At 66.8% G+C, this 13,300-nt stretch carries 11 protein-coding genes; 6 read left to right on the forward strand and 5 right to left on the reverse strand.

What is annotated here, in order from left to right; translation table 11 throughout:
- The first annotated feature begins 280 nt into the window (after positions 1-280).
- Positions 281-976 (forward strand): SDR family NAD(P)-dependent oxidoreductase, encoded by a 696-nt coding sequence (locus ACZ3KJ_RS07995; RefSeq protein WP_467525500.1) that lies wholly within the window; start codon positions 281-283, stop codon positions 974-976.
- Positions 977-984: 8 nt separating this feature from the next.
- Here the strand turns inward: ACZ3KJ_RS07995 and ACZ3KJ_RS08000 are convergent, their stop codons facing one another.
- Positions 985-1,878: a phosphorothioated DNA-binding restriction endonuclease gene (locus ACZ3KJ_RS08000; RefSeq protein WP_467525502.1), complete on the reverse strand. Its 894-nt coding sequence runs from the start codon at positions 1,876-1,878 to the stop codon at positions 985-987.
- A gap of 5 nt (positions 1,879-1,883) precedes the next feature.
- Here ACZ3KJ_RS08000 and ACZ3KJ_RS08005 point away from each other — a divergent pair, with 5 nt between their 5' ends.
- Complete coding sequence (locus ACZ3KJ_RS08005; protein ID WP_467525503.1) at positions 1,884-2,066, forward strand: hypothetical protein; 183 nt, start codon at positions 1,884-1,886, stop codon at positions 2,064-2,066.
- Between the two features lie 310 nt (positions 2,067-2,376).
- On the opposite strand, the gene ACZ3KJ_RS08010 is transcribed toward ACZ3KJ_RS08005, so the two are convergent.
- From ACZ3KJ_RS08010 to ACZ3KJ_RS08020, 3 genes are all read right to left on the reverse strand, one after another.
- Positions 2,377-3,099, reverse strand: a complete 723-nt coding sequence (locus ACZ3KJ_RS08010) for a hypothetical protein (RefSeq protein ID WP_467525505.1) — start codon at positions 3,097-3,099, stop codon at positions 2,377-2,379.
- A 290-nt stretch (positions 3,100-3,389) separates the two neighbouring features.
- The gene (locus ACZ3KJ_RS08015; protein WP_467525507.1) at positions 3,390-4,220 is read right to left on the reverse strand and encodes a PIN domain-containing protein; all 831 of its coding nucleotides are present in this window, start codon (positions 4,218-4,220) and stop codon (positions 3,390-3,392) included.
- Between the two features lie 197 nt (positions 4,221-4,417).
- A complete protein-coding gene (locus ACZ3KJ_RS08020) occupies positions 4,418-6,022 on the reverse strand; it encodes a restriction endonuclease (protein ID WP_467525509.1) in 1,605 nt (534 codons plus the stop codon).
- 365 nt (positions 6,023-6,387) lie between these two features.
- Between ACZ3KJ_RS08020 and ACZ3KJ_RS08025 the strand changes: the two genes are divergently transcribed.
- The 3 genes from ACZ3KJ_RS08025 to ACZ3KJ_RS08035 all read left to right on the forward strand — a co-directional run bounded on the left by ACZ3KJ_RS08025 (position 6,388) and on the right by ACZ3KJ_RS08035 (position 8,666).
- The gene (locus tag ACZ3KJ_RS08025; protein WP_467525510.1) at positions 6,388-6,645 is read left to right on the forward strand and encodes a helix-turn-helix domain-containing protein; all 258 of its coding nucleotides are present in this window, start codon (positions 6,388-6,390) and stop codon (positions 6,643-6,645) included.
- A gap of 75 nt (positions 6,646-6,720) precedes the next feature.
- Entirely contained in the window at positions 6,721-7,101 is a 381-nt protein-coding gene (locus ACZ3KJ_RS08030; RefSeq protein ID WP_392401882.1) for a helix-turn-helix domain-containing protein, read from the forward strand.
- A 47-nt stretch (positions 7,102-7,148) separates the two neighbouring features.
- Positions 7,149-8,666 carry a LacI family DNA-binding transcriptional regulator gene (locus ACZ3KJ_RS08035; RefSeq protein ID WP_467525511.1) on the forward strand — a complete coding sequence of 506 codons (1,518 nt, stop codon included), beginning with the start codon at positions 7,149-7,151 and terminating at the stop codon, positions 8,664-8,666.
- Between the two features lie 348 nt (positions 8,667-9,014).
- Here the strand turns inward: ACZ3KJ_RS08035 and ACZ3KJ_RS08040 are convergent, their stop codons facing one another.
- Entirely contained in the window at positions 9,015-10,298 is a 1,284-nt protein-coding gene (locus ACZ3KJ_RS08040; protein WP_261679190.1) for a DNA sulfur modification protein DndB, read from the reverse strand.
- A gap of 2,020 nt (positions 10,299-12,318) precedes the next feature.
- Between ACZ3KJ_RS08040 and ACZ3KJ_RS08045 the strand changes: the two genes are divergently transcribed.
- Entirely contained in the window at positions 12,319-13,017 is a 699-nt protein-coding gene (locus ACZ3KJ_RS08045) for a hypothetical protein (protein WP_467525514.1), read from the forward strand.
- Positions 13,018-13,300: the final 283 nt, after the last annotated feature.

Genomic DNA, 13,300 nt, shown 5'->3' on the forward strand with positions numbered 1-13,300 from the left:
CCGGCGGCCACGCTGGGCAGCGAACGCATCCGCAGCGGGCAGCCCTCGGCAGCCGCATTGCGGACCGGGCTCCCCGGTCACCCCCGGATCGGCCCCCCCGGAACCACCCCGCGGCCGACGGTCTCAGGAGGCCTGCGACTACCCCTCGACGACCGTGTCGTGGGAGTGCCGCAGGGCCGCGTCGAGCAGCGCGTCGACTCCCCGTCCGCGGTTGACCTTCACACCGATGAGAGACCTTAGCCTTCCTCCGCCGGAAGCTCTGACGACGAAGGGGAACACCATGCCTGGAGCGGTGATCGTCGGAGCGGGGCCGGGGGTCGGGCAATCCGTCGCTCGCCGCTTCGCGCGCGAGGGCCTGCCGGTCGCGCTGGTGGCGCGGTCCGAGAGAACCCTGGAGGCGGTGACCGACGCCGTCGCCTCCAGCGGGACACCGGTCACCGCTGTGGTGGCCGACAGCACCGACGCGCCCGCCCTTCGCTCCGCGCTGGACACCGCGATCGACGTGTTCGGCCTGCCCGACGTCGTGGTGTACGACGCGGCGGCCGTCCGGCCGGACGCGCTCGGTGAGCTGTCGGTACGCGCACATCTGGACACCTGGGCGGTCAACGTGGTCGGAGCGATCACCGCCGCGGCGCACGTGGTGCCGGCCATGGCCGAGCGTGGCAACGGTTCGTTCCTCATCACCGGCGGAATGCCTGAACCGAAGCCCCAGTACGTCAGCCTCTCACTGGGCAAGGCCGGGGTGCGGACCTTGGTGACCTTGCTGGACGACCAGTACGGCGGGTCCGGCGTACACGTGGCCACGGTCACCATCGACGGACCGGTCGCCCCCGGAACGGCCTTCGACCCGGATGCCATCGCCGAACACTACTGGCGGTTGCACACCCAGCCACGACACCGCCGGCAGAGGGAGATCCTCCACAGCGGCCGCGGCACCACCGACGAAGCGCCGGACACCGACAGCCCTCGGCGCTGAGCGCGAAGTCAGGCGGCGCTAGGGCGTGGGGAGCCCCTGAAGACCTGGCTGGTGTGCCAGGTGCGGTGGGTATCCGCGACGCGCCGGATGCCGGGCTGGGGGCCGATGAGGGGGCGGCCGGCGAGTGCGGTGACGTGGTCGCGGGCGGCGGTGCTGCGGCCCACGAAGTGCTGGGAGACCAGGACGCGGTGGCCGTCGCCTATGCCGAGGACTCCCTTGTCGAAGAGCTTGTGGTGCAGGGAGCACAGGCACAGGCCGTTGTCGACGTCGTCCGGGCCGTCGTAGGCCCACCACCGCACGTGTGCGGCCTCCAGGGCTACGGACGCGGTGCCGATCATGCCGTCGTAACCACAGAAGGCGCATCGGTAGTCGTAGGCGGTCAGGACCAACTCCCGCATACGGCGGTCGCGCCGGCGTTGCTCGGGAGCGGCGAGTGCCTGGATCTCCGCCGGCTCCAGTTCCAGACCGACCGCCTCGCACAGGTCCGGGTGGAGCGAGGGCGGGAAATGCAGGTCCAGCAGGACCCTTGCCATGCGGTCCAGGAGGGAGGGCTCACGGCGCAGTGCCGCGCGCAGGTCGGGGGTCAGGCGCCCGGTGGCGCCGCCGGCCCGCAGTTCCGTGACGGCGGTGCCGGGGCTGCCAGGGCCGCGGTCGGTGCGTACCTCCCACACCCCGTCGTTGGCCAGGTGGTGGAAGGGGTAGGCGGGGGTGGTCCCGCGCGTGGGGCCGTACTCCGCCAGCAGTTGCTTCAGATCGGCTTCCACCACGCTGTAGCGCAACTCGCCCTCGGGGTCGGCCTGGAAACGGCCCAGCGCGTACAGCAGCAGCAACGGCTTGTGCGGTGCCCGTACCCCGTCCCGGCTCCATTGCCTCAGACTCGCGGCGCGCTCCAGCCAATCCATGACCCGTGATCGTAGCGACGCGCGCCGCCCATGACATGGTCCGGGTACTGCGCCCCACCCGCGCCCGCCGCGAGCGCACCGACTTCCCCCGTGCGTGGACACCGCGGGAGCTCCGGCACAGGTCCGTGATCCAGACCGGTGCCGTGGTCATGGACGGCGTCTTCGGAGCCGTGCCGCAGCAGCCGTAGTCACGCAGCAAGCATTCAGGAATCGATAGTCACGCAGTTAGACGCGCAGCAATGCCGGAGGGCCCTTACCTACCCGGTAAGGGCCCTCTGATCTGCTACTCAGCTGTCGGGGTGGCGGGATTTGAACCCACGACCTCTTCGTCCCGAATGAGGTTCGGGTGCTGATCTTGCCAGCATGGATGGTGTTTTCCCTGGTCAGCGCGTTGGGCTGTCGTGGTCTCGGGTGGTCTCGAAGGGGCTCGGGGAGCGGGTTGGCTCCCAGATGGCTCCCACGGAGCCCCGTCACTAGGACGGTGGTCACTGTGCGGTCCTATGCGTTGTCCGCGGCTCGGCTACGAAGGCTGTCGACGTAGTCCGGACGGAGCATGGGGCGGCATCGTGGACGCTTCCCTGCGTTGATGTCCTCCACATACTTGGCGAGGCGCTCGGGGTTCTTGCCCGACCATCCATGGGCGAGAGCCCACCCCTGCATGGCCTCACCGTCCATCGGGATGCTGGCGCCGTGCAGTGCAAGCAGGCTGCTTACGACCATGTCCTTCTCGTAACCGGCTGAGATCGTGTTGTTGTGGTTGATGGTCTTCGTCAAACTCTTCAGGGCTTCAACTACGACGGGGTCGAGTTCCGGCGTCAGCTCTTCCCACGCCGAGCCGTCGCCGAGGACCGATGGGCCGACGGCTGCCACCCACGGCCTGATCTCGTCTTCGTTCCACGTGATCACGCAAAGGGCCCGGATGCGGTGGCCGCCGTACTGCACCAGCTTCCCGATGTCCGCCATGTTCGGCCAGGCCATGAGGACCGGACCGTCTCCGCGGATGAACCCGCCGCCCCTGCCGGTGACGTGCTCGACGTTGGAGTGTCGGGACACGAGCTGTTCCAACTCGGAGCAGTTCTGCAGGTTGGACTTGAGGCTGGTCCACACGGTGAGCGTGTCGCCGTCCTCCATGCGCTCGCAGCAACAGTCGATGGCCGCGTCCACACCTTCGGTGTCGTTGCTGGCGACAGCCCACGGAAAGTTCACGTCGCGTTCGAACATCCCTGCTCCTGTTCTCGGGCCGGACAGGGCTCACGCTACGCGCAGGGACTGACGGAGCCCCTTGCGCTTTCCCCAGCCCCAGTACCCGCTCTCTCGCCGGCCTCTACCAGTCGTGTACCCCGTGGGGCTACCCGCCGCTGTGGTTGCCGGTGCGAGCCGTGAGAGGAAGTCCTGGTCGGAGCCCAGCATGGGCTGGCGGACGGAGGCCGTCTGCCCAGGTCCGCGCCGGTCCGATCATGGCCATGAGGGCCCCTACTGCAATGCGATGAGGCCCTCAGTGCGCTGTGATCTCAGGGTTCTGTGTCACTCATGGCTGTGCCCGGCTTGCGATGCCGCTCGGGTAGGTGCAGAGTCTGCAGACCCATGTGCGCGGCGCGCAGACGCATGTTTGTGTCGTCGGTCAGCACTCGCGTGCCTGCGTTCGGAAGCAACTGGTCGAGATCGGCAGCGCACGTCAGGATGGCTGTGTCCGCCTCCGTGCCGGGTTGGCCGTGCCTCGTGCCGAGGCTGACTTCAAGGGTGGCGTTGTCGGTGAGTTTCACCGGCTCGCCAGGGGTGATGCCAGTCAACTTGTGGTCGAGATAACGGATCGCGGTGGCGGCGCGCTTGGCCAGCAATCCTGCGCCGTATTTCTGCCGGTCCAGCTCCTCAATGACGACAAGGGGCACCACGAGGCGGGCGGACGAGGCGTCAATGCCCTCGTCTTTGAAGAGCTGACGCCAGTTGATGGTGTGGGGCTGCTCCCACCAGTTCAGAATGTTGGTGTCCAGGACCACCGGCACGCCGGGGCGCACCGCGTACTGCTTGAGCTGTAGTAGCTCTTCCTCAGCCAGCTCAAGCGTCGCGATCTGTGTGCGCAACTCGCGGTAGACCACGCGGCCAGCCTCCGGTCCAATCCCGGCGACGGGGAGCAGATGCCAGTACGTGGGGGACAACAGGCCGCTGGCGAGGTCAGGCTCGGTGAACACGGCCAGATGCGGCAGGGCCTGGTCGACCGCGATCATGTAGCTCTGCCAAGGCGACTCGTACCTCTGGCCGGATTGCGCGTTCGTCAGCAGGTTTAGGGCTTCGCGCAGCTCTTCTTGGGCGTGCTCCAGAGTGATCCCTGGCTTCAGTCTCATGGCCGATCACGGTAGCCGCGCAGCGCGGAGGAGGGGTCTCTTTCCTGAGGGGTACAACGCGGACAGGGCCCAGCAGGCAGGCGTTGCTGGGCCCAGCTGTTACTGCGACTGCTCTACCGGATGCACGTCCACAACACGGTTCTCTGCCACTGAGCACCCGCTGTGGTTGACCGTCTACCGGTCTCGGCATCTCCCGATTAGAGCAAGCCGGCCTGCTGAAGGACTTGGGTGTTTCCTCTGTAGGGGTAGTGATGGCCGTGTTCAAGGCTTTTCTGCACCAGGCTGCCCTTCTCCTTGTCCGCGTGGAAGGTCGACCACGTATGGCATGTCTCGCACACCTCGCAGGTGAGGAAGGGCCTCAGAAGGTATAGGCGGTGGTCACGGTCCGCGAGGTACAGACTTCCTCTTTCGATTTCGTTGCTTGCGTACTGCATGGTCGATGTGGGTACTACCGGGTGGTCGCCCATGAGGCGTCGGAGCATGATCGTTGCCTCACCTTGGAAGGCGTCCCAGCTCGCGGATGTCACGTGGATGAGGGGTAGGTCAGCGAGGAATCGGGCGCGGAACACCAGGAGTGAGAGGTCACGGAACGCTTCCTCCACAGCGGCGGGAAGAGTGACGGCGTCGGGTCCACGCCCGTGGGCCTTGGCATTCCGTCGGTCTGCGAGGCGACCACGCGCCTGCTGGGCTTCATCACTGCCGAGAAGGGTTCCCAGTTCGTGGAGAGGGTGATCCATCCGCAGCCCCCGCCGCTTCCTGTTCCCGCTGATTTCCTGCAGGACAGCGGTCCACTCTCCCAGCCCTGGACCCCCCGGTGCACTGGACAGCTTGCGCTGAAGCGCCCCTATGGAGGTGAGCTCGATGGTGGCTTCCTGTGCGAGGGCCCCGGTGACCAGGGCGCTGTAACCCAACAGGACTTCGGCTGCTTCAAGAACGGCTTCGTAGGCTGGCCCGAGGTCCTCTGCGCTCATCCGAGCCTCGACTTCCCGCCACCGTAGCGCGACCGGGTAGGGGAATCGCGTGCGGACGATATAGCCGGGATCATCCAGCTGGGCAGCCGCTTCAGCTCGCAAACGGGTGAGCTGGCCAGCCTCAATGATGGATCGCCGGGCATCCTCCAGGCTTACGTCCATGTCGAAGACGGATCCGGCCAGGGTCGTTGCTTCAGCGCTCCAGCCACTCATCCGCCGACCAGCCGTGTCTAGTTCGTCGAGCGCGGCTGAGAGTGCTTCGTCAGCCTTCGGCAGCATGAGCGAATGGAGGTCCTTGGGCGAGAGTCGCATCCGGCCAAACGAGCCTTTTGTCAGGCGGCCGACGTCTTCGGAGCGCAGGAAGGCGAGGATCAGGCGAGCGTGCTCCGCGGTCAGAGTGCCGACAGGGCGCAGGACGAGGATGCTGCCGACGGCAGTCGCAGGCAGGTCGTGTTCCTCAACACGGGCGGCCTTGGGACGACCAGTGACCACTTCGGACAGCAGTAGGTCGCCGGCTTGAAGGTGAAAGCGGTCCGGCACATCGTCCCGCCAGACATCGGCTTCCTCGTCGGGTTCGGCGATCGACCCGTCCCGGCCGAGATGCCTGAGCCATACCAATCGGACGGCCCCCGGCTGATCGGCCGCGTAAGCCCCCTCAGATGCTTGGCCCTTGACGGCGTAGCCGCGTTTGACGCTGCTGATAACCGACTCGAAGGGTACGGCCAAAGCCGGCGGTTGATGCGTGCCGTCTGGTTGATCACTGGAGCTGGACAAGGCATTCCCCCTCGACTTCGTTGACGGAATCCTAAGGATCTCTATCTCGATCGGCACGGCGGCCGACGCCCAGGATCCAGGGAGGTGGTTCGGCCATCGACGGGACTTGGCTCGCAAGACGCACCTAACTGTGGAACTCATCTCCTATAGGGACGGCCATCTCACATGCCCGCCTTCCGGTTGCAGAAATTGGTTGCCCACGGGGCCGAGCCAGAAGGATCACATCGGGAAGCCGTTGACCTCCGTCGGAGCCCAAGCTACAACACAACATCCCATGTCAGAGCACCCGTCCGCCGGATGTAGCCCCCACCCGCCGACTGCCCGGAACCCAACCCGCGGCAACTCCCCCTGCCCGGCCGGGCGTAACATAGCCGACGATCGCCGGTTTACCAAACCGGCGAATACGAGTTCCAATTGGAGCTATGGCAGCACGATCCCTGGAAATCGGTCCGGCCGGAATACGGACCGCCCGCACCATCGAAATCCTCCGTACCGAACGCGGTCTCGCCCAACGAGAGTTGGCCGCCCGAGTCACCGCCATCGGCCGCCCGATGTCCAACACGATGCTGTCCCGCATCGAACGTGCCCAACGCCGCTGCGACACCGACGACCTCGTCGCCCTCGCCCAGGCCCTCCGCGTCTCGCCCCTCGTGCTGCTGCAGGGACCGACCGCCATGTGACGAAGGCCGCCCAGCACTGCTGAGTGAGCAGGCCCCCAACCGAGTTAGGATCCACTCTTCTTGTACCACTCCGAGATACCCCCTGCCCTCGTACGCCGCTTTCCCGGCACCGAGGGCGGAGCCCCCTTGCCCCGTCTCTACCGCCCCGAAGAAATCGCCGAAGCCCTCGGCTGTTCCGCCTGGTGGGTCAAGGACCGTGCTCGGCGCGGCCTCATCCCGCACACCCGCGTCGGCCGCGCCTACCGCTTCACCGCCGCACACCTCGCCGAGATCGTCCGCCTCCACGAAGAGCGCCCGAAGCGATCCTTCAGCAGTGCGCCGGCTGGTCCAGCAGTAACAAGTCCTCCCGCTGCACGAACTCGCGCCACCCAGTCTTCTCGGCCGACTACGGCCGCGACGACGGGGCATCTGCGGGCCCGGCCGCCGCGCCGTACCCAGTACGAGACCGTCGTGTAGCGCGCCCGCACCCAGCGACGAGGCAAGAGCAAGGAGGAAGAGGGAAGTTGGGTTTCGCGGAGAAGCGTGGAAACTACTGGCGCGGCCGGTACAAGACCGCGCCCGGCATGCACCTCACGGTCGCCGACGAGAACGGCAAGGCGATCCGGTTCGCCACCAAGGGCGAGGCCCAGCGCGCCGCGAGCGAGGCCGAGAACAAGTACCGGCGCGGCGACTGGCGCGACCCGTCACTCGGCCAGGAGACCTTCGGCGAGTACGCGAACCGCTGGTACGAGGCCCAGGACCTCGCCGCCTCGACCATGCAGAACTACAAACGCCACATCGAGGAGCACCTGCTCCCCGACTTTGAGGACAAGGCGCTCGCCGGCATCCTGCGCACGGACGTCGACCTGTGGGAGAAGAAGGAGAAGGCCGCGTACGCGGCCTCCAGTGTCAAAACCTGGCGCTCGACGCTCCATCTGATCTTCGAGGACGCGATCGACGAGGGGCTGATTACGTCCAACCCGGCCGCTCGACGTCGCGGGCGCGGCAAGCGCGCTGGCCGCTCCCGCGACCGCGGCCCGGAGAAGGTCGTCACCGACCCGCTCGGCATCCTGCTGACCGCCGAACGGGCCGCCCTGCTCTCCGGCCGCGACGACGAGTTCGTCGCCGTCGTCCTCAAGGGCTACACCGGCATGCGCTGGGGCGAAATCGTCGGCCTTGAGGCGGGGTTCGCCCGCTCAGGCTCCGTCCGCGTCGAGTGGCAGCTGTACGAACTCGACACCGGCGAGCTCGTGCGCTGTCCGCCAAAGGACGACAGCTATCGCAAGATCGATGCGATGGACTGGCTGTCGGCCTTGGTCGCCAACCACGTCGCCCGCACGAAGCCGAAACCCTGCCTGTGTCACGGCATGACCTACGTCTTCCGAGGCCAGGGCGCGGCCCGCACCGGAGGCCACCAGGGCGCGAAGCTCATCGACGTCGCACGCCGTGCCGAAGTCTCCACGGGCACGGTGTCCAACGTCCTCAACCACCCCGACCGCGTCACCGAAGCCAAGCGGATGAGGGTGGAGCAGGCCATCGCGGACCTGGGGTTCGCACGGGGCGGCGCGGTGCCGCAGCACGCAGCTCACTGGCGTCGAAACGGCTTCGCGACGTGGCTGTTCACACCGGCAGCCTCGGGCTGGTACCCGAAGAAGGCGCCGCAGGAAGCCCGCCCCGTCCCGCTGCTCGGCGAGCCCTGGCCCGGAGTCCCGGCCCGAGGACGTGGCGCCAGTGACCGGGCCGACGCCTGCTGGCTTCCCATCGCCAAGGGCCTCACACCCCACGGCCTTCGCCACACCCACCGGACCGTGATGGAGGACCTCGGCACCGAGAAGGTCCTCATGGACGAACGCATGGGCCACATCGATGGCTCCGTCTCGGCGCGCTATGCCCACGTCACTCCTGGCATGCGCAAGCGTCTCATGCTCGGACTGACCGAGCAGTGGGAGGCGGCGCTCGACGCCCGGCTGGCCCTATGTTCGACGTCGCCAGTGCGCGTGCTCAACGACCTCCTGCGCGCACGGGCGGTCTCCCTCCGGTAGTTCCACGGTGCCCCGCAACGGTGTCGCGCGGCACTGCAGTAATGAGGAAGAGGCTGTGGCTGCGTGACGACCAAGACCACGGGGAACGAGCTGGGTCGGCCGTACGCCGGGGCGGTGCCGCACCCGGAGATCGCGGAGACCTAGCATTCGGAGCGCAATAGCAGTCTGGCGCCATATGAGATGGCGCTGATCGGCCCAATGTCGTTTTCAAGCCGGAACGAGGGCGCCATCGGGTGTGCGGTCCTCGGGTTGGTCGGACACGTGCACTCGATTTTCCGTCGGGTACGTTGGGAAGCAAGGAGCCCCCTCCGCGTGAGATGTGGAGGGGGCTCTGGTGTTGCTGGTGGATCAGATGGCGGCCGGGGCCTTCTTGTACCAGTCCGTGATCACCTTGGTCAGGTGCACAACGTTCTGCTGACGCATGATCGGGGCGGAGGCGTTCGGCTCGAAGTCCTCGTTCGCGGCCGTAGTACGCCAGATGCTGTCCTCGGTGACAGGGGCGGTCATGTGCCGGTCGAGCCGCTTGAAGAACTCCTGGATGTCACCGTCTTCGGCGCCGTCCTCCCGCAGGTTGCGGTAGACGCCGCCCAGGACGCGGAGCATGCCCACAGAGCCCAGGAGCGAGGACTCGCGCAGCCTCATGGCCTTGGTGGGGGGCGCCGGCGGCTCGTTCTTCTTCTTCTCGGAGAGCGAGGGGTCGTAGTTGTCCACGTCCTCCTCGGTGATCTCCGCGAGCGCGGTGAAAGCGATGGAGATGACATCCAGGAAGCTGCGGACGCTCTCGATGACCTCGTTGTCGGTCAGCGACTCGACCTTCTTGCTGACGCGGCCACCGGGACCGGCGATGACGGCCCGCGTGATGTCGGCGACGTGCTTCGCGCCCATCAGGTTGCGGTTGGTCAGGGTCATCCGGTCCCGCTCGATGTCGACCTTGCCCAGGAAGAGGGGGTGGGTGACGATGTCGCTGAGCGTGCGGTTGGCGATGCGTGAGGTGTCGAAGCGGGCCCGGACGGCACCGGAGATGCCCTTGGCGTTGTCCGCGACGTCGACGAACATCTGCTGGCCCATGACACCGTCGCGCTCCACGTAGATGTCGATGCCGACGAACTCGTCCTTGAGTCGCTGCATTCGGCCGATCAGGGCCTCGCGGTCCTGCTCCAGCCTTGCCTTCTTAGCCTCGTTGGCGCGGTGGATCTCCCGGTCGATGCGGGAGACCTCGTCCGTGATGCGCTTCTTTTCCAGGTGGACCCCGAGGATGCGGTGCTGGCCGTCGATCGTGATCAGGCGCCCGATGCCGCCGATGGACCACGGGACGGTGAGGTAACCGACCGAACCGTCTTCGCTGATCGGCTCGAAGCGGCAGCCGCCGGTGTCGCGGATGAGGAGGGCCGGAGCCACCCAGCCGGGGTTGTCGGCGAGGTATTGGCCGAAGCCCTTGGCGTGGTTGATGTCCACCTTGCGGTTGTCCGGGTCCGGCTTGGCCGGGTCGGGGATGGTGAGGATGACCGAGAGGTCGGCGAGCGGGATGCGCGTCGTGTAGACGGTCCGACCGCCCTGGCTGGTGCGGATCGCCAGATAGGTGGACTCCTCGCGCACGAGAGAGAGGCGCGACGAGTCGACAGTGATGCTCAAGGATAACTTCCTTCACGGGCAGGTGACTTGCTACACAACGCACTCAAGCACGGAAGGTGACCCCACATATAACTAACCATCAAATTTTCCTCTTAATCGAGGGTTTAGGGCACAAGATGCGTACTCATCTGCTAATTGCAGACGCGACCACGCCCGGGGTGCCTGCATCCTGCAGGTTGGCCTCCGGCGTCATGACCAAGCCAAGGGGCACGCCGCGGTGATCACTGGCAAGGTCTGTTCCCTTGGAGGGCGGCTCGGAGTCGTCCTGGTCGTGATGGGGCGCGCGAGCACCGTCCTGTACACGCCCCATTCCGTGGACTCGGTCGTGAGCGGTCCCATTGGACTCAATGAGGTAAACGCCGTCGCGCTGGGAGGGCAAGGCCAACTCGGCTGAGGCCCTGCTCGGCCGCCTGCGGGGAGAAGGCCCCCGAACTCGGAGGTCGGGGCGTCGGGGGCGGCCCGCCACTGGCCGGCACGTGGGTGGAGCGCGCCGAACGCGGCGAGGGGGGACAAGTGGCAGCGGCGGGGTGACCACGCGGCCGCTGGACGAGCTGATCCTGCCGTGAGGGGGCATTCGGGCGGCTTATCAGGCAAGGCCACCGAGCTTCGCCCATGCACTGTCCGTCGGCCGGCACGCCGCACCGATGCGAGATCCGCACGCCCATCGAGGCGGCATGGGGTACGCGTCCTTGTCAGCCGCAGGGCCCGCAGGTTGGACCCGGGGATGGTGGCAGGAGAGGAAGGCGCCTGCACGGGCCGTTCGTGTCAGCAGCCGCTTCGCGCTGTCGTACACCGCAGTCGCGCGTGTGATCGACCGCCTCCGCATGATGGACCCGGTGCTGCCTGTGAGGGGGGATGTTGGGGAGCCGGATTCCGAATCCGGCTCCCAAACGGCTCCCAAGGAAGCCAGGAAACCACTCAGGGGCCCGACCCGCTAAGCGGATCAGGCCCCTGACCTGGTACTTCACTGTCGGGGTGGCGGGATTTGAACCCACGACCTCTTCGTCCCGAACTCTCGGCGGGAGGGTCATCGAGGGCCAACGGGCTGGTCGGTCGGCCGCTGACGACTGTTGGCGGTCGCCAGCGGTCACGGTGGTTGCTGTACTTCACTGCTGTACAGCAGTCGTGTTGATCACCGCGTTAGAAGAGGGGCGGCGCGGGGAGCGGGGCCCTGGGGCTTCGATACCTGGTCAGGCTTCCGAGAACTCGACCTGAGCACTTTCGTTGGCCGTGGCTGACCCCTGCATCTGGCACGGCAGTGGCATGAACCTCAGCCGACGAAAGCCAGCCACGACGGCGGGTGCGCCGACCGATCACGCACGCGTGTGCCTCGCTGCACCCCCACCGGCCCCGGCCACGCTATCGGGGTTTTTCGTCAACCAGAGCAAGCGGCCACGGCCGGCTCGTGACGACGGCCGGAGCCCTCAGCTTGGGAAGCTGCGATCATTTGTGGTCCGCTTGTGCGCTGACCTGGGCAAACGGCTGGGTTTCGACGCTAGCCGCGGCGCCTGCGTTCCCCGCCATTCCCCGCTGTTCCCCGCCCGATCTGGTGCGGTTGTGGTGCGGGTCCAACTGGCGACACCAAATGACCGCTTACCGTCAGATCTGTTGTCAGTCCCTGCAGTTATGGTCTCAAGCGCGCGGTCGGCTTCCGGGGGTTCCAGCTCTGAAGGGAATGGTTGCATCCCTGGCCTGTCTGGGGGCGGCCCGGGGACTCGTCCGGGACCTAACCGACGGCTGGGCTTCGTCGATGGCCAAGCGATGACCTGCCAGCGTCGGCCGCGCACTACTTCTCTCGCCAGGCGACGGCAGGCGCACGCTTTCCAACTGTGCTGGTGGCTGCGGGGCCCTTGGGTGGGGCCGTTCACCTGCGTTCATGGGCGGCCGGTTGAGCTAGGGGCTACTGGCTCCGGTCTCGTCTGAACGTCCGCGAACGACACTGAATGAGACGGTAACTGAGACGGAAGAGGGCGAGCCTTGCTCCTGACGCCGTGGCTGTCCCGCGTGCCATCATCTGCACGTGCTCAAGATCCCCGGATACGAAGGCGGCCCCTTGGTCCGGGGCGACGCCTACCTGGACGACCCGTTGTTCTGGCCCGTGCACCTCGGCTCCTGCCTGCGTGGGGAGGACGCACAACGAGCCGCGTTCGGCGCCGACTGGGACGCGGCCATGGAGCTGTATCGCGTGCTGTCCGACGAGCATGAATGGCCGGTGTTCAGCGTGCCCCTGTGCTCTGGTCACACCATCTACGTCGTCTACCGCAACTTCGTGGACGAATGGGGCGTGGACTATCTGATACATCAGCCGGCTTGGTCCGAAGCGGAAACCCTCGCCGTGGACGATGGTCACTTCATGGGACCCGGCATGGCCTGGCCGGAACTGTTGTCCGCTGCTCGGCAGTCGGCAACAGAAGGCATTGGTGACGCTGACGCCCGTCTCTTGCTGCTCTTCCCCACACTCGGCGACGCGCTGCTTCCCGACGACGCAGCCGCGGCCCTTACCTCTGCGCTCGCCGCTCTCACCCTGATCGAAGAGCCTGCCGAGGTGGCAAGGATGCTTCTTGAGAACCAGGGCCAATGGGCTCCCGCTCGGTGGAGGTCGGCAGGCGGCATCTGGATCAACGACGGTGGGCACTCCTACCGAAACCCAAGCAACGCCTTCACTCTGCCCAAGGAGCGCCTTCTGGAGATCAGTAGCGCACTGCACGGAGGGAGCTGAGCACCGCTTTAGGAGAGAGGCTGGGACATCGTGCCGCTGAGCTGGGGCTTCGATACCTCGTCAGGCTGCCGGGAACTCGACCGCCAGACGACCCTGTTGACCGTGGCTGACCCCTGCATCTGGCACGGCAGTGGCACGAAGCTCAGCCGACGACAGTCAGCCACGACGGCGGGTGCGCCGACCGATCACGCACGCGTGTGCCTCGCTGCACCCCCACCGGCCTCAGCCACGCTGCCATGCCGTCGCCCAGAGCAAGCCGCGCCGGCGGAAGCGTAGCGGTGAG

The sequence above is a fragment of the Streptomyces sp. NPDC003248 genome, from assembly GCF_055563235.1.

Bases quoted from the DNA above. Each gene is read 5' to 3' on its own strand.
- ACZ3KJ_RS07995 (WP_467525500.1), top strand. From the start codon at position 281: ATGCCTGGAGCGGTGATCGTCGGAGCGGGGCCGGGGGTCGGGCAATCC.
- ACZ3KJ_RS08025 (WP_467525510.1), top strand. From the start codon at position 6,388: ATGGCAGCACGATCCCTGGAAATCGGTCCGGCCGGAATACGGACCGCC.
- ACZ3KJ_RS08015 (WP_467525507.1), bottom strand. From the start codon at position 4,220: ATGAGACTGAAGCCAGGGATCACTCTGGAGCACGCCCAAGAAGAGCTG.
- ACZ3KJ_RS08000 (WP_467525502.1), bottom strand. From the start codon at position 1,878: ATGGATTGGCTGGAGCGCGCCGCGAGTCTGAGGCAATGGAGCCGGGAC.
- ACZ3KJ_RS08010 (WP_467525505.1), bottom strand. From the start codon at position 3,099: ATGTTCGAACGCGACGTGAACTTTCCGTGGGCTGTCGCCAGCAACGAC.